Source organism: Aeromonas sp. R4-1 (assembly GCF_040908325.1).
Classification (GTDB): Bacteria; Pseudomonadota; Gammaproteobacteria; order Enterobacterales; family Aeromonadaceae; genus Aeromonas; species Aeromonas veronii.
In genome coordinates this window covers 46,775-66,430 of the sequence record NZ_JBFODM010000031.1, presented here as the reverse complement: position 1 = coordinate 66,430, position 19,656 = coordinate 46,775, and the positions used below count along the sequence as shown (strand labels likewise).

14 protein-coding genes are annotated in these 19,656 nt (G+C 58.7%); 9 read left to right on the top strand and 5 right to left on the bottom strand.

Annotation, left to right across the window (positions count from 1 at the left end; all coding sequences use genetic code 11):
• Window positions 1-186: 186 nt before the first annotated feature.
• Together mfd and AB5Y90_RS04150 are read right to left on the bottom strand one after the other, a co-directional pair.
• Window positions 187-3,654: a transcription-repair coupling factor gene (gene mfd, locus AB5Y90_RS04155; RefSeq protein ID WP_307896861.1), complete on the bottom strand. Its 3,468-nt coding sequence runs from the start codon at window positions 3,652-3,654 to the stop codon at window positions 187-189.
• Between the two features lie 56 nt (window positions 3,655-3,710).
• Entirely contained in the window at window positions 3,711-4,286 is a 576-nt protein-coding gene (locus AB5Y90_RS04150) for a hypothetical protein (RefSeq protein WP_005336991.1), read from the bottom strand.
• Window positions 4,287-4,362: 76 nt separating this feature from the next.
• On the opposite strand from AB5Y90_RS04150, the gene AB5Y90_RS04145 reads away from it, so the two are divergent.
• The 3 genes from AB5Y90_RS04145 (at window position 4,363) to lolE (ending at window position 7,635) form a co-directional block, all read left to right on the top strand.
• On the top strand, window positions 4,363-5,598 hold the full coding sequence (locus tag AB5Y90_RS04145) for a lipoprotein-releasing ABC transporter permease subunit (protein ID WP_236294646.1): 1,236 nt from the start codon (window positions 4,363-4,365) through the stop codon (window positions 5,596-5,598).
• Window positions 5,599-5,695: 97 nt separating this feature from the next.
• Window positions 5,696-6,394: a lipoprotein-releasing ABC transporter ATP-binding protein LolD gene (gene lolD / locus AB5Y90_RS04140; protein ID WP_307895029.1), complete on the top strand. Its 699-nt coding sequence runs from the start codon at window positions 5,696-5,698 to the stop codon at window positions 6,392-6,394.
• Window positions 6,394-7,635, top strand: a complete 1,242-nt coding sequence (lolE, locus tag AB5Y90_RS04135) for a lipoprotein-releasing ABC transporter permease subunit LolE (RefSeq protein ID WP_307895028.1) — start codon at window positions 6,394-6,396, stop codon at window positions 7,633-7,635. The genes lolD and lolE overlap by 1 nt, the downstream gene beginning before the upstream one ends.
• Window positions 7,636-7,722: 87 nt before the next feature.
• Here lolE and yfbR read toward each other — a convergent pair whose 3' ends face one another.
• Entirely contained in the window at window positions 7,723-8,313 is a 591-nt protein-coding gene (yfbR, locus tag AB5Y90_RS04130; RefSeq protein ID WP_257123122.1) for a 5'-deoxynucleotidase, read from the bottom strand.
• A 92-nt stretch (window positions 8,314-8,405) separates the two neighbouring features.
• A complete protein-coding gene (locus tag AB5Y90_RS04125; protein WP_005336982.1) occupies window positions 8,406-8,840 on the bottom strand; it encodes a YccF domain-containing protein in 435 nt (144 codons plus the stop codon).
• A gap of 441 nt (window positions 8,841-9,281) precedes the next feature.
• Between AB5Y90_RS04125 and tig the strand changes: the two genes are divergently transcribed.
• The 6 genes from tig to ppiD all read left to right on the top strand — a co-directional run bounded on the left by tig (window position 9,282) and on the right by ppiD (window position 17,720).
• Window positions 9,282-10,592, top strand: a complete 1,311-nt coding sequence (tig, locus tag AB5Y90_RS04120) for a trigger factor (RefSeq protein WP_005336981.1) — start codon at window positions 9,282-9,284, stop codon at window positions 10,590-10,592.
• Window positions 10,593-10,678: 86 nt separating this feature from the next.
• Entirely contained in the window at window positions 10,679-11,302 is a 624-nt protein-coding gene (clpP, locus tag AB5Y90_RS04115) for an ATP-dependent Clp endopeptidase proteolytic subunit ClpP (protein ID WP_005336979.1), read from the top strand.
• A gap of 70 nt (window positions 11,303-11,372) precedes the next feature.
• Window positions 11,373-12,647 carry an ATP-dependent protease ATP-binding subunit ClpX gene (gene clpX, locus AB5Y90_RS04110; protein WP_005336977.1) on the top strand — a complete coding sequence of 425 codons (1,275 nt, stop codon included), beginning with the start codon at window positions 11,373-11,375 and terminating at the stop codon, window positions 12,645-12,647.
• 141 nt (window positions 12,648-12,788) lie between these two features.
• Window positions 12,789-15,143, top strand: a complete 2,355-nt coding sequence (lon, locus tag AB5Y90_RS04105) for an endopeptidase La (RefSeq protein ID WP_307895027.1) — start codon at window positions 12,789-12,791, stop codon at window positions 15,141-15,143.
• Window positions 15,144-15,383: 240 nt separating this feature from the next.
• Window positions 15,384-15,656, top strand: a complete 273-nt coding sequence (gene hupB / locus AB5Y90_RS04100) for a nucleoid-associated protein HU-beta (RefSeq protein WP_005315375.1) — start codon at window positions 15,384-15,386, stop codon at window positions 15,654-15,656.
• A 150-nt stretch (window positions 15,657-15,806) separates the two neighbouring features.
• Complete coding sequence (gene ppiD / locus AB5Y90_RS04095) at window positions 15,807-17,720, top strand: peptidylprolyl isomerase (RefSeq protein ID WP_307895025.1); 1,914 nt, start codon at window positions 15,807-15,809, stop codon at window positions 17,718-17,720.
• A gap of 193 nt (window positions 17,721-17,913) precedes the next feature.
• On the opposite strand, the gene AB5Y90_RS04090 is transcribed toward ppiD, so the two are convergent.
• On the bottom strand, window positions 17,914-19,506 hold the full coding sequence (locus AB5Y90_RS04090) for an ABC-F family ATPase (protein ID WP_040068106.1): 1,593 nt from the start codon (window positions 19,504-19,506) through the stop codon (window positions 17,914-17,916).
• Between the last annotated feature and the right edge of the window lie 150 nt (window positions 19,507-19,656).

Below are 19,656 nucleotides of genomic sequence, written 5' to 3'. Positions count from 1 at the left end.
CTCTCCCCCCTGGGATAGGGCAGGGTGAGGGGAATGGTTTTCACTGCCCCCCTCATCCCCGACCCTTCTCCCACAAGGAGAGAAGGGAGACGCTAATCACCAGCCAACGTAAACAAAACGGGAGCCGATTTGGCTCCCGTTTTAGTTGGCATTATCTCTCTGGCTCGCCGCTAGCGTTGCAGAGACTCACAGGCTGTTGCTGGCCAGATCAGCCAGCAAACCATCCACCAGTTTCAGGCGCATGGCGCGATCCTGGGTCGGCACCTGGAAGCGCAGCCGGGTCGGCCCGTCCATCTTGTAGACCCTTGGCTGGCTGGAGAGCAGCTTGACCAGATAGGCCGGATTGACCTTAGTCTCCTGGGTGAAGTCGAGATAGCCGCCACGCTCGCTCATCTCCACCCGGCGAATGCCAAGGGCGGTGGCACGCTGACGGAAGGCCGCCAGCTCCAGCAGGGTTTTGGTCGCCTCCGGCAAGAGGCCAAAGCGGTCGATCAGCTCCACTTTCAGCTCCCGCAGCTCCTGCTCGTCCGCCGCGCTGGCGATCCGCTTGTACATGGAGAGGCGCATATTGACGTCCGGAATATAGTCATCCGGCAGCAGCGCAGGCAGGCGCAGCTCCACCTCGGTGTGCTGGCTCATCAGCTGCTCCAGCGATGGCTCCTTGCCATTCTTCAGCGCCTCGACCGCCTGCTCCAGCATCTCCATATAGAGGGTGAAGCCGACCGATTCGATCTGACCGCTCTGATCGTCGCCGAGCAGTTCGCCTGCGCCACGGATCTCCAGGTCGTGGGTCGCCAGCGCAAAACCGGCGCCGAGATCTTCAAGCGAGGCGATCGCCTCCAGCCGCTTCGCCGCATCCTTGGTCATCAGCTTGGGATGGGGGGTGAGCAGGTAGGCGTAGGCCTGATGGTGGGAGCGGCCAACCCGGCCCCGCAGCTGGTGCAGTTGGGCCAGACCGAGATGATCCGCCCGATCCATGATGATGGTGTTGGCGCTCGGTACGTCGATACCGGTCTCGATAATGGTGGTGCAGACCAGCAGGTTGAAGCGCTGGTGGTAGAAGTCGGACATGATCCGCTCAAGGTCGCGCTCGCGCATCTGGCCGTGGGCGATGCCGATGCGGGCCTCCGGCACTAATTCGGCAAGATCGGTGGCGCACTTCTCGATGCTTTCCACGTCGTTGTGCAGGTAGTAGACCTGACCGCCGCGCTTGAGTTCCCGCAGTACCGCTTCGCGCACCACCGCCGGTTCGTGCTGGCGCACGAAGGTCTTGATGGCGAGTCGCTTGGCAGGCGGGGTGGCGATGATGGAGAGATCCCGCATGCCGGACATCGCCATGTTGAGGGTGCGCGGAATGGGGGTAGCGGTGAGAGTGAGGATATCCACATCGGCCCGCAGCGCCTTGATCTTCTCCTTCTGGCGCACCCCGAATCTGTGCTCCTCATCGACGATGAGCAGCCCCAGATCCTTGAAAGTGAGTTCGGAGCCGAGCAGCTTGTGGGTGCCGATGATGATGTCCACCTTGCCTTCAGCCAATTCCCTCATCACAGCGCTCTGCTCCTTGGCGGAGCGGAAGCGGCTCAGCACCTCGACCCGCACCGGCCAGTTGGCGAAGCGGTCGCGGAAGTTGTCGTAGTGCTGTTGCGCCAGCAGGGTGGTGGGTACCAGCACGGCGACCTGTTTGCCGCCATGCACGGCCACAAACGCCGCCCGCATAGCCACTTCGGTCTTGCCGAAACCCACGTCGCCGCACACCAGTCGGTCCATGCTCTTGGCTTGGCACATGTCCCCCAGCACCGCATTGATGGCGTTGAGCTGATCGTCGGTCTCCTCGAACGGGAAGCTGGCGGCAAACTGGCGATAGGCCTCTTTGTCGTGCTTGAAGGCAAAACCGGCGCGAGCGGCGCGATGAGCGTAGACATCCAGCAACTCGGCTGCCACGTCGCGCACCTTCTCCGCCGCCTTGCGCCGCGCCTTGCTCCAGGCTTCGCCACCCAGCTTGTGGCTGGGCGGGTTATCAGAGCCGGTGTAGCGGCTGATAAGGTGCAAACTGGTGACCGGTACAAACAGCTTGTCGCCGCCGGCATATTCGAGGGTCAAAAACTCGGTGGGCAGGCCACCGGCATCGATAGTTTCCAGTCCCAGATAGCGGCCGACCCCGTGATCCAGATGGACCACCGGCTGACCCTGGGTCAGCTCGCCCAGGTTTCTGATCACCGCATCGGAGCTTAAGTTTTTGCTCTTCTCTCGCGCCCGTTTGCTGCGCACCTTGCCGCCCAGCAGTTCGGTCTCGGTGATCAACGCCAGTGGATCCTGACCGGCCTCATGCCACAGGAAGCCACGCTCAAGGGGGGCAACCAGCAGGCCGTGTCGATCAGGGCTCACCATAAAGGCGTCGAGAGAGGGGAATTCCTTGGGCTGCAGCGAGATACGCGCCAGCAGATCGCCGAGCACCTCCCGCCGTCCTTCGGACTCCACTGCAAACAGGGTGCGTCCGGCAAAACCTTGTAGGAACTGGTTGAGCGCCAGCAGGGGTTGCTCCTTGCTGTGATCGAGTTGCAGATCGGGCAGCGCGGAGATGGGCAGATCGTGCTGACCGGCATCACCGGCGGTGGCGGCCTCTTGCAGCCGCACCGCGCCATATTGGCCGAGGGAGGCAAAGAGCTGCTCCACCGGCAGATAGAGCTGGGCCGGTGGCAGCAGTGGGCGGGTGTTGTCCCAGCGTCTGTCTTCATAGCGCTGGCCGATGTCGTTCCAGAAGCGCTGGGCGGCGGGGTAGATGTCCCCCACAGTGAGCAGCAGGGTCTCTTCCGGCAGGTAGTCAAACAGGCTGGCGGTCTGGTTGAAGAAGATCGGCAGATAATACTCGATGCCGGCGGGCCAGCGCCCCTTGCTCACCTCCTGATAGACGGAGCCCTCGGCCCGCGACAGCTCGAACTGCTCACGGAACTGGCCGCGAAACAGTTCGATGGCCGCCTCGTCGGTGGGGTATTCCCGAGCGGGCAGCAGGCTGACCGCCTTGACCGGTTCGCTGGAGCGCTGGGTTTCGGGATCGAATGGGCGGATGGAGTCCACTTCATCGTCGAAGAAGTCGATGCGATAGGGGCTGCTACTGCCCATGGGGAAGAGATCGAGCAGGGAGCCGCGGGCGGCAAATTCGCCATGTTCCAGCACCTGATCCACCGCCACGTAACCCGCTTCGGCGAGGCGCCCGCGCAGCTGTTGCAGGTTGAGGCGCTGGCCGGCCTTCACCATCAGGCTGTATTTGTCGAGATAGACCCGGGGGGCGCAGCGCAACATCAGGGTGGAGATGGGGACAATGAGTACCCCCTTGCTCATCTGCGGCAGCTTGTAGAGCGTCTCGAGCCGCTGGGAGATGATGTCCTGATGGGGGGAGAAGGTGTCGTAGGGCAGGGTCTCCCAATCGGGGAACAGCAATACCGGCGCAGACTGATCGGCTAGCTGCTTGTCTGCCAGCAAGTACTGTAGCTCCTGCTCCAGGCGCAGGGCGCTCGGGGTATCGGCGGTGATAAGCAGTACCGGCCCCTTGGCTTCACGGGTGAGACGGGCTGCAATCAGCGAGAGGCTGCTGCCGACCAGCTGGCCGAGCGTGATCTTTTGGCCCGCTTTGGCGGGCAAGGCGGGGAGTGTCATTGGCATGGTTCGATTCTTTTAACGTTGACGTTATCTATCGCTGACGTTCGCTCTGGTTAGCGCTGACGTTCTTGGGCGCGCAGCTTGAGCTGCTTCGATTGCACGTGGAGGCTGGCACGAACCAGCAGTTCGCGGTCATCTTCGCGGATCCGCACATAGTCGAGCTGCACATGGGTGCCATGTTCACCGCCGTCGAGCTGTTTGACCTGGCCATAGCAGTAGATCGCTGCCGCCTCTTCCCGCAGGAAGATCTTGAGGCGCACGATCTGGTGCAGGTGCGGCGCAGCCCCGTGATCATGATAGGGGTGCAGGTAGGTGAGCTGGCCAGCCCCGAAGCGCAGGGTGTGAAAGCGCTGCTCCGGATGGTCCTGCAGGGAGAGCACATAGCCCATAATCATATCGATCTTGCGGGACTGCTGATTGACGATCTCGATCAGATCGTGCATCGACTCGTTCTGGTTGCGCAGCAGGCGGGTGGTCACCAGATCGATGGAGGTAATGGCCGAAGAGATCCGAAAGGGCTCCGGCAGCTCAGCGTCCAGCTCCTCCAGCGAGGGGAGGTGGAAGTCGGCCGGCATGGGGATCACATTGACCGGCGTGGCATGAGTGACGCTGAAGAACTGTTCCTGCATGGAGGCTATCCCTTGTTGTCATGGACGGTTTCCCTTTATTATCCGGTATCTTATTTTGTTGGCAACGTACATATCCTTGAAGACCGGACTTTTTCAGCCCCTTTCGCTGGCCATCGGCCTGCGTTATGCAGGCTCGAAGCGCAGCAATCGCTTCGTCTCATTTATCTCCCTGTTCTCTACCTTTGGCATCGCCATCGGGGTCGCCGCCCTGATGGTGGTCATTTCGGTGATGAACGGTTTCGAAGGGCAGCTCAAAGGGCGCATCCTCGGGGTGATCCCCCATGTGGTGGTGACCAATCAGGCTGGCCGCATTGATGCCGACCCGCAAGGCTTGCCGGATCTGGCCAAATTACCCCATGTGGTCGCCTCGGCCCCCATGCTCGACAGCGAAGGGATGCTGCAAAGTCCCGGCCAGCTGACCGGGGTGAGTGTGCAGGGCATCGATCCTGCGAAGTGGCCCAAGGATGACATCCTCCACTCCCAGATGCTGGGGGGGCGCCTCGATACCCTGCAGGCCGGCCACTACCGCATCGTGCTGGGGCAGGGGGTGGCACGTCGCCTCAATGTCTCCATCGGCGATCAGGTTCGTCTGATCCTGACTGAAGGGACCCGCTTCACCCCGTTTGGTCAGGTACCGGCCCAGCGCCTCTTTACCGTCTCCGGCATCTTCGGGGTCGGCGCCGATGTGGATAACCAGATTGCGCTGATCGCCTTGGGGGATGCCCAGCGGCTGCTGCGTCTGCCGCCAGAAACCGTCGGTGGCATTCGCCTCTGGCTCGATGATCCCTTTGCCGCTGACGAGGTGATCAAGACGCCGTTGCCGGATGGCTTGCTGTGGCAGGATTGGCGCCGCGAGCGGGGCGAGCTGTTCCAGGCGGTCGCCATGGAAAAACGGATGATGGGGCTGATGCTGGTGCTGATCATCGCCGTCGCCACCTTTAACATCCTCTCCGCGCTGGTGATGGTGGTGACGGACAAGGAGGGCGAAGTGGCCATCCTGCGCACCATGGGCATGAGTGAATCAGGGATCGTCAAAATCTTCATGGTACTTGGCGCCTCCAGCGGGGTGATTGGTGCCCTGTTTGGCGGACTGGCGGGCCTTGCGCTCTCCTTGGGTCTCAACCCTCTGCTCAATGCGGTGGGGCTCAACCTCTATATGGCGGCGGGCGGCAGTGGCTTGCCGGTGATTGTCGAGCCGGCTCAGGTCATTACCATTTTGCTGGGCGCCGTGCTGCTGAGCTTCAGTGCCACCCTCTACCCGGCGGCCCGCGCTGCGCGGGTGAAACCGGCCGAGGCGCTGCGTTATGAGTAATGCCGTGAATAATACATCTTCTGTTGTTACCTCCGGTGCGAGTACCGGCGTTGTTACTGGTGCCTCTGTGGTCACTGGCGTAAGTGGAGCCCCTGTTATGAATGAAGCCGTATCCCGTGAACCTCTGCTGCGCTGCCAGGCGCTCAATCATGTCTATAAAGAGGGGGAGCTGGAGACTCAGGTGCTCAAGGGGATCGATCTCTGCGTTGCGCCCGGTGAAATGCTGGCGGTAGTGGGGAGCTCCGGCTCCGGCAAGACCACTCTGCTGCATCTGATGGGGGCGCTGGACAACCCCTCCAGCGGCGCCGTGCTGTTCAAGGGGGAGGATATCCACCATTGGGACAGCCGCACCCAGGCCCGTTTTCGCAACCGCGAGCTGGGCTTTGTCTACCAGTTCCACCACCTGCTCTCCGAGTTCAGTGCGTTGGAAAATGCGGCCATGCCGCTGCTGATCGCCGGTGAGTCGGTGGCGATTGCCACCGAAAAGGCAACCAGGATGCTGGGGCGGGTGGGGCTCTCCCATCGCTTGAATCACCGTCCTTCCGAGCTTTCTGGTGGCGAACGTCAACGTGTGGCGATCGCCCGAGCACTGGTCAACGAACCGAGTCTGGTATTGGCGGACGAACCCACCGGCAATCTGGATCACGCCAGTGCCACGGCAGTGTACGAATTGCTGTGTGAACTGAATCGTGAGCTGGGCACTGCGTTTGTGGTAGTGACTCACGACTTGAGCCTGGCGGCCAAGCTCCATCGCCGGGTGACCCTGGTGAGCGGCGTGATGGCGGAGGTTGCCTGATGTTCAAGCCGCTGCCCCTCTTTCTGGGCCTGCGTTACAGCCGCTCCCGCCGTCGCAACGGGTTTATCGCCTTTATTTCTGCCTCTTCCCTGATCGGTATTGCCCTCGGGGTGATGGCGCTGATCCTGGGCCTCTCCGCCATGAACGGTTTCGAGCGGGAGCTTAAAGATCGGGTGCTCTCAGTCGTGCCGCAAGGTGAGCTGGACGCCGTCGAGCGGCCGCTGCCGGATTGGCCACGTCTGCGCGACTACCTGCTGGCTCAGCCGGGCGTTGAGGCGGCAGCGCCGGTCATTCGCCTCAATGGCCTGCTGGAGCATGGCTCTGCCCTCAAGGGGGTGCAACTGCGCGCCGTGCTGCCCGATCTGGAAGCCAATCTGTCGGATGCAGGCAAATACATGACGGGCCGTGGTCTGCGTGAGCTGCAACCGGGTGAACGTGGGGTGATCCTTGGCAAGACCATCGCCGACAAGTTGGGGGTCAAGGTGGGGGAGTCGGTCGCCCTGCTGCTGCCGCAAGGGGGCGATCAGGCGGGGATCAAGAATCCCCGCCGCGAAGCCCTGACCGTGGTGGGGCTGCTGGAAATTGGCGGTCAGCTCGACGGTCTGCTCGGCTTTATGCATCTGGCCGATGCGCAAGCGATCACCGCCATGGGCAGCGATGTGGAGGGCTTCAGCCTGCGGGTGAGCGATGTGCTCAAGGCGCAATCCATCACCGTAGCCGCCGCGCAGCAGTTCCCCCATCACGTCTATATCCGCAGTTGGATGAACAGTCAGGGTTACCTCTATCAGGACATCCAGATGGTGCGTACCGTCATGTATGTGGTGATGCTGATGGTGGTGGCCGTCGCCTGCTTCAATATCGTCTCCACCCTGGTGATGGCGGTGAACGAGAAGCGCAGCGAGATCGCCATCCTGAAAACCATGGGGGCGAGCCCCGGCCAGATCCGGCTCACCTTCGTCATTCAGGGGATGGTCAACGGCGTGGCCGGAGCGCTGCTCGGCGCCCTGCTGGGCGGGCTGCTTTCGAGCAAGCTGACCCAGATCCTGAGCGTTGTCGAAAAGCTCATCGGCCACCGCTTCCTCAATCCGGATATCTACTTCATCGACTTCTTGCCGACCGAGTTGCATATGCAGGATCTGCTTATCGTGACGGGCGCCGCCATCCTGATGAGCCTGGTGGCGACCCTCTATCCCGCCTGGCGGGCGAGCGGTTTGGTACCCTCCCGCGAGCTGGGTCACTGATGCGCCGCATCTAATACGCCATAAATTACGAAGGGCCCGTCGGTGCAAACCGGCGGGCCCTGCTGTTTTCAGGTCATGTAGACTGGCTTAGTGAGCGTTAAGCTCATCGAGCGGCAGGGAGAAGCTGGCTACAAAGGTGTCGATAAAGTAGCGCATCTCATCGCTCATCCGCGCTGCCAGCATGGCTTCAAGGCGCTTGCGAGCCGGTTCGAACTCCCGGTTGCCTGCGTTGATCTCCTCCAGACACTTGGTATAGGCGCAGAGGGTGTCGGCATCCTTGACCAGCCTGGCCAGCTCGTCATCCTGGGCTGCTGAATCAAGCAGCGGACGAAAATCCTCAACCAGCTCCGGCGGCAGCATGCCAAGCAGACGCTGCTCGGCGGCCAGCTCTATCTTCTTGTACTCGCGGGCAATTTCGGGGTTGAAGTATTTGACCGGGGTGGGCAGATCGCCGGTCAGCACTTCACTGCTGTCGTGGTAGAGGGCCATCACGGCGGCGCGGTCGGCATTCACGCTGCCGCCAAACAGTCGATTTTTGATGACGCCGAGGGCATGGGCCACCATGGCCACCTGCAGGCTGTGCTCGGCGATGTTTTCCGGCTGGATGTTGCGCATCAGGGGCCAGCGGTAGATGAGTTTCATGCGGGCGAGATTGGCAAAAAAATGGCTGGGTAACATGATGGCCTCAACAAAAGAGAATAAAAAAGGGCAGACCCTAGTCTGCCCTTTTTTTCGTTGCAGGGCAGCGTCTGCCCGCGCATTTCCCGTGTTTAGCGGATATAGCGGCCCGATTCCGCCTCCTGATTGGTCACAATCATCTGGCCGATGGGCGCCAGACTGATGAGTGCCAGCTTGAGGTGCTGGATACCGAACGGGATACCGATAATGGTCACAAAGCAGGCCAGTGCGGAAGCGATGTGGCCGATGGCCAGCCAGACACCGATCAGCACGAACCAGAGAATATTGCCAATCAGCCCCAGAGTGCCGGTGCCGATATCGCTCTGGCCGGTCATGGTCTTGCGATTGACCGCCTGCTTGCCAAACGGGAAGAAGGTAAAGGTGCCGATCACGAAGCAGGCACGTCCCCAGGGGATGCCGACCAGCGAAATAAAGCAGACAAGACCGGCCAGCCACCAGGCCAGGCCCATAAAGACACCTCCCAGTACAAACCAGAGCAGATTGAACAAGAAGCGGAAAAAGGCCATGTGAGTGACTCCAGATCATCAATTTGGTTGCCACCATAACGAGGGAGGGGTAGGGACGCAATGGTTGATTGGTCCAATCGCCATTTGGCTGGTCAAATTGAGTCGCCGCCCGCAACGGTGGGCTGTTTTTCGGCGAAAGATGGGTAATAAAGCGGCGTTCGGATGAAAAAAGGTGAGCAAACGCAAAATTATTGCCATCGGATAGTTGAAGTCGGGCACCTCTCTCCCCATATAAAGGGCAGTTTTGCACGAATTGTGCTTGCACGCCGCTCAATCTGGGGGATGTGTGGCTCGACTCGACCAAAGTGCGCCGCTATAATGCCGCGTCATATTTTCTCATCACAAAGACATATCGTTGTCTTTATAAACAGGAAGACTCCGGGCTTTGCCCAGGGGCAATAAAGGGTCAGCACACAGTGCTGAGTTGAACGAGGTAGAAGAATGCAAGTTTCTGTAGAGACAACCCAGGGTCTGGAACGCCGTCTTACCATCACTGTACCGGCTGCTACCGTAGACGCCGCTGTGCGTAAAGAATTGAATGGCCTGGCCAAAACTCGTCGCATCGACGGTTTCCGTCCTGGCAAGGCTCCGGTTGCCATCATCAAGAAGATGTTCGGCGCCATGGCTCACGCCCGCGTTGCTGATGAAATGATGCAGAGCAACTTCATCAAAGCCATCATCGAAAACAAACTGAGCCCGGCTGGTGCCCCGACCATGGATCCGAAAGAGATCAAAGAAGGTCAGGATTTCGAATTCACCGCCACTTTCGAAGTGTATCCGGAGTTCGAAGTTGCAGGTCTCGAGACCATCAAGGTCGAGAAGCCGGTTGCGACCGTGAAGGACGAAGATCTGGCCAACATGATCGACACCCTGCGCAAGCAGCACGCTACCTGGGCTGATGCCGATGTTGCCGCTGCCAATGGCATGCGTGTGACCATGGACTTCGTCGGTTCCATCGACGGTGAAGAGTTCGATGGCGGCAAAGCTGAAGGCTTCAACCTGGTTCTGGGCGCTGGCCGTATGATCCCAGGCTTCGAAGACGCCATCATGGGCAAGAAAGCAGGCGACGAGTTCACCATCGAAGTGACCTTCCCGGCTGACTACCACGCTGAAAACCTGAAAGGCAAAGAAGCCAAGTTCGCTTCCAAGCTGATCAAGGTTGAAGAGCAGATCCTGCCTGAGCTGACCGAAGAGTTCGTGAAGCGTTTCGGTATCGAAAGCGGTTCTGTTGAAGAGCTGAAAGCCGAAGTGCGCAAGAACATGGAGCGCGAACTGGCTCAAGCCCTGAAAAACAGCGTGAAAGAGCAGGTTCTGAACGGTCTGGTTGAAGCCAACCAAATCGACCTGCCGAAAGCAGCTGTTGCTCAAGAGATCGACGCACTGCGTCAGCAGGCTCTGCAGCGCTTCGGTGGTTTCCAGGGCGGTAACGCTCCCGAGCTGCCGGCTGAACTGTTCCAGGCTCAAGCCGAGCGTCGTGTACGCGTAGGCCTGCTGCTGGGTGACGTGATCCGCACCAACGAGATCAAGGCTGACGATGCCCGTGTAAACAGCATCATCGAGTCCATGGCGACTGCCTACGAAGATCCGAAGGAAGTGATCGAGTACTACCAGAAGAACGAACAGATGCTGAACGGCGTTCGTAACCTGGCAGTAGAAGATCAAGCCATCGACCTGATCCTGTCCAAAGCGCAAGTGACCGAAAAAGAAGTTGCCTTTGACGAAGTGATCAACAAGTCTGGCGCCGCTGCCTAAGAACATTTGACTTAAGGTCAAGACTGTTAAGTATAATGGCTCGTGTGATCTCCACTCGGGCCATTTTATTTTAGGGACAATGCCTTATGTACAAGAACTATAACGATATGACCGATTCTCCCAGCAATGCGCTGGTCCCCATCGTGGTCGAACAGACTGCCAAGGGTGAACGTTCCTACGATATTTACTCCCGTCTGCTGAAAGAGCGGGTGATCTTCCTGACCGGTCAGGTTGAAGATCACATGGCCAATCTGGTGGTGGCTCAGCTGCTGTTCCTCGAATCCGAGAATCCGGACAAGGACATCTATATCTACATCAACTCGCCGGGTGGTTCGGTGACTGCGGGCATGTCCATCTACGACACCATGCAGTTCATCAAGCCGGATGTCAGCACCGTCTGCATGGGGCAGGCCTGCTCCATGGGGGCCTTCCTGCTGGCTGGCGGTGCCAAGGGCAAGCGTTTCTGCCTGCCTAACGCCCGCGTAATGATCCACCAGCCGCTGGGTGGCTTCCAGGGTCAGGCATCTGATATCCAGATCCACGCCCAGGAGATCCTGAAGATCAAAAATACCCTGAACGAGCGCCTGGCGTTCCACACCGGTCAGGACATGGCTACCATCGAGCGTGACACCGATCGTGACAACTTCATGTCCGCCGAGCAGGCCGTGGCCTATGGTCTGGTTGATGGTGTCCTGAGCCAGCGTAGCTGAGCAGGGGGTCCCGGTCTGTTGTAAACTCAACAGGCCGATCCATCCTCTATTGATAAAACGAGGTTGCTGAATGACAGAGAAACGCAAGGGTGAGGGTGATAAGCTGCTCTACTGCTCTTTTTGCGGCAAAAGCCAGCATGAAGTGCGCAAGCTGATCGCTGGCCCTTCCGTCTACATATGTGATGAGTGCGTCGAGCTGTGCAACGATATCATCCGCGAAGAGATCCGCGAGATCTCGCCCAAGCGCGATGGTAACGAGCTGCCGACCCCTCATCAGATCCGCGCTCATCTCGATGACTATGTGATCGGGCAGGAGTACGCCAAGAAGGTGTTGGCCGTTGCCGTCTACAACCACTACAAGCGTCTGCGCAACAGCGGCGAAAACAGTGGTGTGGAGCTTGGCAAATCCAACATCCTGCTGATTGGCCCGACCGGTAGCGGTAAAACCCTGCTGGCCGAGACTCTGGCTCGTCTGCTGGATGTGCCATTCACCATGGCCGATGCGACCACCCTGACCGAAGCCGGTTATGTGGGCGAGGACGTGGAGAACATCATCCAGAAGCTGCTGCAAAAGTGCGACTACGACGTAGAGAAGGCCCAGCGTGGCATCGTCTATATCGACGAGATCGACAAGATCTCCCGCAAGTCGGACAACCCCTCCATCACCCGAGATGTCTCCGGGGAAGGGGTACAGCAGGCACTGCTCAAGCTGATCGAAGGGACCATCGCTTCCGTACCGCCGCAAGGTGGTCGCAAGCATCCGCAGCAGGAGTTCTTGCAGGTTGATACCTCCAAGATCCTCTTCATCTGCGGCGGTGCCTTTGCCGGTCTGGACAAGGTGATCGAGCAGCGTTCCGTGAAGGGAACCGGTATCGGTTTTGGCGCCGAGGTGAAATCCAAGGATGCCAAGGCCACCCTGAGCGAGACCTTCGCCAAGGTAGAGCCGGAAGATCTGATCAAGTATGGTCTGATCCCCGAGTTCATCGGCCGTCTGCCGGTGGTCGCGACCCTGACCGAGCTGGACGAGTCTGCCCTTATCCAGATCCTGAAAGAGCCGAAAAACGCGCTGACCAAACAGTACGCTGCGTTGTTCGATCTGGAAGGGGTTGAGCTGGAGTTCCGTGACGATGCGCTCAACGCCATTGCCCGCAAGGCGATGGAGCGTAAAACCGGTGCTCGTGGTCTGCGTTCCATCGTGGAAGCCGTGCTGCTGGATACCATGTATGACCTGCCTTCTCTGGAAGGGGTCAGCAAGGTGGTGATCGACGAGACCGTGATCAAAGGGGACTCTGCGCCCTTGATGATCTACGAAAATCCCGAAACTCAGGCTGCTGCATCAGAGTAAATGTCTGATTTTTAATCAAATGGAAGGGGCTTTTTGCCCCTTTCATGCTTTTTACGGTTTCGGCGATTGAATCTCATCTCAGCGCCCCCATATACTCAGCCAAGCGCTTTGCCAACGGTATAACAAGCCGAGAGGACATATATGAACCTAGAGCGTTCAGAACGCATCGAGATTCCCGTCCTGCCTCTTCGTGACGTGGTGGTTTATCCCCACATGGTCATTCCACTCTTTGTGGGGCGGGAAAAATCCATTCGCTGTCTGGAAGCGGCCATGGAGCAGGACAAGAAAGTTCTGCTGGTGGCCCAGAAGGATGCGTCAACCGATGAGCCAACGGTGGAGGAGATCTTCACCGTCGGGACAGTGGCCAATATTCTGCAGATGCTCAAGCTGCCGGACGGCACCGTAAAGGTGCTGGTAGAGGGGGGACAGCGTGCCCGCCTGGAGCGGATGATCGACGACAAGGATTTCTTTGTCTGCGAGGCCCAGTACATCCCCTCCCAAGCCATTGAGGAGCAGGATCAGGAAGTGCTGGTTCGCTCCGCCATCGGCCAGTTTGAAGGCTATATCAAGCTCAACAAGAAGATCCCGCCCGAGGTACTGACCTCGATCTCGGCGATCGACGATGCTGCGCGTCTGGCAGATACCATGGCGGCCCACATGCCGCTCAAGCTGGAAGACAAGCAGAAGGTGCTGGAGATCGTCTCGGTTTCCGAGCGCATCGAATTCCTGATGGCGATGATGGAGTCGGAAATTGACCTGCTGCAGGTCGAGAAGCGCATCCGTACTCGCGTCAAGAAGCAGATGGAAAAGAGCCAGCGCGAGTATTACCTCAACGAGCAGATGAAGGCCATCCAGAAAGAGCTGGGTGAGCTGGAAGATAGCCCGGATGAGTTTGAAGCCCTCAATCGCAAGATTGAAGAGGCTGGCATGCCGGAAGATGCCCGTGAAAAGGCCCAGGCCGAGCTTGCCAAGCTGAAGATGATGTCTCCAATGTCCGCCGAGGCTACCGTGGTGCGCAGCTATGTGGACTGGATGGTACAGGTGCCGTGGAAGGCGCGCTCCAAGGTCAAGAAAGACCTTGGCAAGGCGCAAGAGGTGCTGGATGCCGATCACTATGGCCTCGAGAAGGTCAAGGATCGCATCCTCGAATATCTGGCGGTACAGGCACGGGTGAACAAGCTCAAGGGCCCCATCCTCTGTCTGGTTGGGCCTCCCGGTGTGGGCAAGACCTCGCTGGGCCAGTCCATCGCCAAGGCGACCGGTCGCAAATATGTGCGGATGGCCCTCGGTGGGGTACGTGATGAAGCGGAGATCCGCGGTCACCGTCGCACCTACATCGGTTCCATGCCCGGCAAGCTCATCCAGAAGATGGCGAAAGTCGGTGTGAAGAACCCGCTGTTCCTGCTCGACGAGATCGACAAGATGAGCTCGGACATGCGTGGCGATCCCGCATCCGCCTTGCTGGAAGTGCTGGATCCGGAACAGAACAACAGCTTCAACGATCACTACCTGGAAGTGGATTATGACCTGTCGGACGTCATGTTCGTGGCCACCTCCAACTCCATGAACATCCCGGGCCCCTTGCTGGACCGGATGGAAGTGATCCGTCTCTCCGGTTACACCGAAGATGAGAAGCTCAACATTGCCAAGCAGCATCTGGTTGCCAAGCAGATCCAGCGCAACGGCCTGAAAGAGTCCGAGATCACCATCGAAGATTCTGCCCTGGTCGGAGTGATCCGCTACTACACCCGCGAGGCGGGGGTGCGGAGTCTGGAGCGCGAGATCTCCAAGATTTGTCGCAAGGCGGTCAAGCGCATCCTGCTGGACAAGAGCATCAAGCATGTTCAGGTCAATCAGGAGAACCTCAAGGAGTTCCTCGGGGTGCAGCGTTTCGATTACGGCAAGGCCACCGACCAGAACCAGGTGGGTCAGGTGTGTGGTCTGGCGTGGACCGAAGTGGGGGGCGATCTGCTCACCATCGAGACCACCAACATGCCTGGCAAGGGCAAGCTCACTTATACCGGTTCCCTCGGTGACGTGATGCAGGAGTCCATCCAGGCGGCCATGACGGTCGTACGAGCCCGTGCCGAGAAGCTGCGCATCAACGCCGACTTCTACGAGAAGCGCGATATCCACGTGCACGTACCGGAAGGGGCAACCCCGAAAGATGGTCCGAGCGCCGGTATCGCCATGTGTACTGCCCTGGTCTCCAGCTTGACCGGTAATCCGGTTCGTGCTGATGTGGCGATGACAGGGGAGATCACCTTGCGCGGCGAAGTGCTGCCCATCGGTGGTCTCAAGGAGAAGTTGCTGGCAGCCCATCGTGGCGGCATCAAGCGAGTGCTTATTCCGAAAGAGAACGAGCGTGACCTCGAGGAGATCCCAGCAAACGTCAAACAAGACCTTGAAATTTATCCGGTTCGCTGGATTGACGAGGTGCTGGAATTGGCGTTGCAGGACAATCCACAGGGGTTTGAGCGCGTTTCTGTCGTGTAAATGTTGATGCGCCGCAAATTTGGCGCATTCGGCGGGTGGTTAAGGCTTGCATGCGCCCGATAACGGAAGTAGCCTTGACCACCGATCGGGTACTCGTGATGAGTCGCAATGCGTTGTGTGGCGCGGGTTTGCGCCAGATTGTCACTTGCAACTGATCAGGAGGCTTGCTATAAAACCTCCACTTGTTGTGGCCAGGGAAATCAGCGCCGCAGCGGTGTTTGATAAAAGGGGAATATAAGAGTGAATAAATCTCAACTGATTGACAAGATTGCAGACGGTGCCGATATCTCCAAAGCTGCCGCTGGCCGTGCGTTGGATGCCTTCATTGATGCTGTTGGTGAAGCGCTGAAAGAGGGTGACCAGGTTGCTCTGGTTGGTTTCGGTACTTTCGCTGTACGCGAGCGTGCTGCCCGTTCAGGCCGTAACCCGCAGACTGGCGCGACCATCGAAATCGCTGCTGGTAAAGTTCCTGCCTTCAAAGCCGGTAAGGCCCTGAAAGACGCTGTTAACTAAGTCGGTCGCTGATATCCGTCGGCTACCGTCCTTGGTCGCAGACCAGACAAGTTAGAGAGTCTTCTCTCATACTGATTGACCAAGGCGCATCGCAATCGGTGCGCCTTTTTATTGTTTACGCCCATCGAGTTCGGGAGCATAAGTACAAACATGATGTTGGATAAACTACGCGAAGGGGCGCAGGGCAAGGTAGCCAAGGTTATCTTGGGCCTGATCATCCTCTCCTTTGCCTTGGCTGGTGTAGGTAGTTACCTGAACGGCCCGGCCCGTACCGCCCCCGCCACCGTCAATGGCACCGAGATCAGTGCTGCGGCACTGGAAAATGCCTACCGTAACGAGCGCGCCCGCATGGAATCCCAGATGGGAGAGGCATTCAGCCAGTTGGCCGCGAACCCCGATTACATGAAACAGTTCCGCCGTGGCGTACTGGATCGCCTGATCGATCAGGCGCTGCTGGACAGCAAGGCCCGTGAACTGGGTCTGCGTATCAGTGACGAACAGATCAAACAAGCCATCGTGGCCATGCCGGAGTTTGCCGAGAACGGCAAGTTCAACAATGACCGTTACCTGCAACTGATCCGTCGTGCCGGCATGACTCCCGAAATGTTCCGTGACTCCCTGCGTCAGGACATGGTGCGTCAACAGTTGATGAGCGCCCTGCTGGGCACCGAATTCTCCCTCAAGGGTGAAGCGGAGCAGCTCGACAAGCTCTACAACCAGACTCGCGATCTGCGTCTGGTGCGTCTGGCTGCCGCCAACTACATGGCTGACGTTCAGGTCTCCGACAACGAGCTCGAGCAGTACTACAAGACCAATGGCGCCCGTTTCATGAACGACGAGCAGGTCAAGGTCGACTATCTGCTGCTGGACGCTGCCAACCTCGCCAAGGATATCAAGGTCACCGAGCAGGATGCCCAGGATTACTACGATCAGCACCAGGATCTGTTCCAGCGTGCCGAGCGTCGCCACGTGGCTCACATCCTTATCCCGTTTGGCAAGGATGAGAAAGCGGCCGAGCAGAAAGCAGAAGCCGTTTTGGCCAAAGCCAAGGCGGGCGATGATTTCGCTGCGCTGGCCAAGGCTGACTCTTCCGATACCTTCTCTGCCAAAAAAGGCGGTGAGCTGGACTGGTTCGAGAAAGGGGTGATGGATCCGGCCTTCGAGAAAGCCGCGTTCGCCCTGAACAAGGCTGGCGATCTCTCCGGCGTGGTGAAGAGCCCGTTCGGTTTCCACATCATCAAGCTGCTGGGGGTTGAAGCAGCCCAGACCAAGCCGTTTGCCGATGTGAAAGAAGAGACCATCACTCGTCTGCAAGCTGACAAGGCCAAGGAGAATTTCTTCGCCGAGCAGCAGAAGATGGCTGACAACAGCTTCGAAAACCCGGACTCGCTGGATCTGACCGCTGATGCCATGGGGATGAAGGTTCAATCTTCCGATTTCTTCACCCAGGCGACTGCTCCGGCTCCGCTGAACGATCCCAAGGTGCTCTCTGTTGCGTTCTCCGAACAGCTGCGCGATGACAACACCAACTCCGACGTGATCGAGCTGGCTGACGGCAAGGCGCTGGTGCTGCACATCACTGGTCACAAGCCCAAAGCGGTCAAGCCGCTGGCCGAGGTGAAAGAGCAGGTGATTGCCGCCATCAAGCATGACAAGGCTAGCGAAGTGGCCCGTGGCAAGGCCCAGGGCCTGCTGGACAAGCTGAAAGTTGGTGAGAGCATCACCGCCGATCTGACTGCACTCGGTCTGAAAGTGGAGACCCACAAAGGGGTTGCCCGCTTCGATCGCGAGCTTGATCAGAACCTGATTGCCCAGGCGTTCACGCTGCCCCATCCGATCGACGGCAAGCCGAGCGTGGCTCTGGTTGCCGAGACCAATGGTGACCGCGTTGTGGTTGCGCTGGACAAGGTCAACGTCCCTGCCGCCGCATCCGGTATGGCCGCCATGCTGCAAGCTCAGCTGGGTCAGGGCAAAGCCCAGGTGGATTACAAATCTCTGATCGACGAGTTGCGTAAAGCGGCCAAGATCGAGTACTTCACCAGCGTGGAAGCCACCGTCGAGTAATCGTCAGTTCAATTCAGTGAAAACGGCTCCTTGATGGAGCCGTTTTTTTATCTGTGGGCGAGGGGAATAATCAAGCCCAGCTCCCAGTGATCGCTGCGTAGCCGTAAGCCATATCAGTCGCCATAAACATGAGATATAAAAAAACCGGCACATAAGTGCCGATTTCTCATTGCTAGCTTGTGCTGCGCAGGGGTTACACCACGCCCTGAGTGCGCAGGTAATCCTCGTAGGTGCCGCCGAAGTCGCGGATACCATCTTCGGTCAGTTCCAGGATACGGGTCGCCAGAGATGAGACGAACTCGCGGTCGTGGGAGACGAAGATCAGGGTCCCCTGGTAGAGCTCCAGTGCCATGTTCAAGGATTCGATGGATTCCATGTCCAGGTGGTTGGTCGGCTCATCCATGATCAGGATATTGGGGCGCTGCATCATCAGCTTGCCGAACAGCATGCGACCCTGTTCACCACCGGAGAGCACCTTGACCGGCTTCTTGATGTCGTCCTGAGAGAAGAGCAGACGGCCCAGTATGGAGCGTACAGCCTGCTCGTCTTCGTTCTCCTGTTTCCACTGGGCCATCCAGTCGAACACGTTGAGGTCGGTGTCGAAGTCTTCGGCGTGATCCTGAGCGTAGTAACCGATCTGGGCGTTCTCGGACCACTTGATGGTGCCGGTATCCGGTGCCAGTGCGCCGACCAGGGTCTTGATCAGAGTGGATTTACCGATACCGTTGGTACCCAGAATGGCGACCTTCTCGCCCACTTCCATCATCATGTTGAGGCCCTTGAACAGGGGACCGTCGCCATAACCCTTGGATACACCTTCCACTTCCAGGATGTTGCGATAGAGCTTTTTGTCCTGCTCGAAGCGGATGAATGGGTTCTGGCGGCTGGAGACCTTGACGTCCTCAATCTTGATCTTGTCGATCTGCTTGAGACGAGAGGTCGCCTGACGGGACTTGGAGGCGTTGGCGCTGAAACGGGAGACGAAGGATTGCAGATCGGCGATCTGGGCCTTCTTCTTGGCGTTGTCGGCCAGCAGACGCTCGCGCGCCTGGGTGGCGGCCAGCATGTAGTCGTCGTAGTTGCCCGGGTAAACGCGCAGCTCGCCGTAGTCCAGATCCGCCATGTGGGTACAGACAGAGTTCAGGAAGTGACGGTCGTGAGAGATGATGATCATGGTGCTTTCACGTTCGTTGAGCACCTGCTCCAGCCAGCGAATGGTGTTGATATCTAGGTTGTTGGTCGGTTCGTCCAGCAGCAGGATGTCAGGGTTGGAGAACAGCGCCTGTGCCAGCAGCACCCGCAGTTTCCAGCCTGGGGCCACTTCGCTCATCGGGCCGTTGTGCTGCTCAAGGGGAATGCCGACACCCAGCAGCAGCTCGCCTGCACGCGCTTCAGCGGTGTAGCCGTCATATTCGGCGACCAGACCTTCCAGCTCGGCGGCCTTCATATAGTCTTCGTCGGTGGCTTCGAGGTTGGCGTAGATGGCATCGCGCTCGGCGATAGCCGCCCACAGCTCGGTGTGACCCATCATGACCACGTCCAGTACGCGCATATCTTCGTAGGCGAACTGATCCTGACGCAGCTTACCGATGCGCTCGTTGACGTCCAGGCTCACATTACCGCCAGTGGGCTCCAGATCACCACCGAGGATCTTCATGAAGGTGGACTTGCCACAGCCGTTGGCGCCGATAAGGCCATAGCGGTTGCCGCCGCCAAACTTGACGTTGATGTTCTCAAACAGCGGCTTGGCGCCGAACTGCATGGTGATGTTGTTGCTACTTAACAAGGTATGTGTCCCGATTGGTCTGTCAAATGGCGCGCATTATGGCACAGATCCCCCGAAAGTTTTAGCGAGAAGTGTGATCTTGATCGGGGCAAGCGGGGCGTGCAGCCGATTGATGGGCAATAAAAAAGCCGGCATGAAGCCGGCTTGGAA

What these genes read in the sequence shown, in the direction of transcription:
- yfbR (WP_257123122.1), bottom strand. Translation starts at nt 8,313, where the DNA reads ATGTTACCCAGCCATTTTTTTGCCAATCTCGCCCGCATGAAACTCATC.
- lolE (WP_307895028.1), top strand. Translation starts at nt 6,394, where the DNA reads ATGTTCAAGCCGCTGCCCCTCTTTCTGGGCCTGCGTTACAGCCGCTCC.
- clpX (WP_005336977.1), top strand. Translation starts at nt 11,373, where the DNA reads ATGACAGAGAAACGCAAGGGTGAGGGTGATAAGCTGCTCTACTGCTCT.
- tig (WP_005336981.1), top strand. Translation starts at nt 9,282, where the DNA reads ATGCAAGTTTCTGTAGAGACAACCCAGGGTCTGGAACGCCGTCTTACC.
- clpP (WP_005336979.1), top strand. Translation starts at nt 10,679, where the DNA reads ATGTACAAGAACTATAACGATATGACCGATTCTCCCAGCAATGCGCTG.
- ppiD (WP_307895025.1), top strand. Translation starts at nt 15,807, where the DNA reads ATGATGTTGGATAAACTACGCGAAGGGGCGCAGGGCAAGGTAGCCAAG.
- AB5Y90_RS04125 (WP_005336982.1), bottom strand. Translation starts at nt 8,840, where the DNA reads ATGGCCTTTTTCCGCTTCTTGTTCAATCTGCTCTGGTTTGTACTGGGA.
- lon (WP_307895027.1), top strand. Translation starts at nt 12,789, where the DNA reads ATGAACCTAGAGCGTTCAGAACGCATCGAGATTCCCGTCCTGCCTCTT.
- AB5Y90_RS04150 (WP_005336991.1), bottom strand. Translation starts at nt 4,286, where the DNA reads ATGCAGGAACAGTTCTTCAGCGTCACTCATGCCACGCCGGTCAATGTG.
- mfd (WP_307896861.1), bottom strand. Translation starts at nt 3,654, where the DNA reads ATGACACTCCCCGCCTTGCCCGCCAAAGCGGGCCAAAAGATCACGCTC.
- lolD (WP_307895029.1), top strand. Translation starts at nt 5,696, where the DNA reads ATGAATGAAGCCGTATCCCGTGAACCTCTGCTGCGCTGCCAGGCGCTC.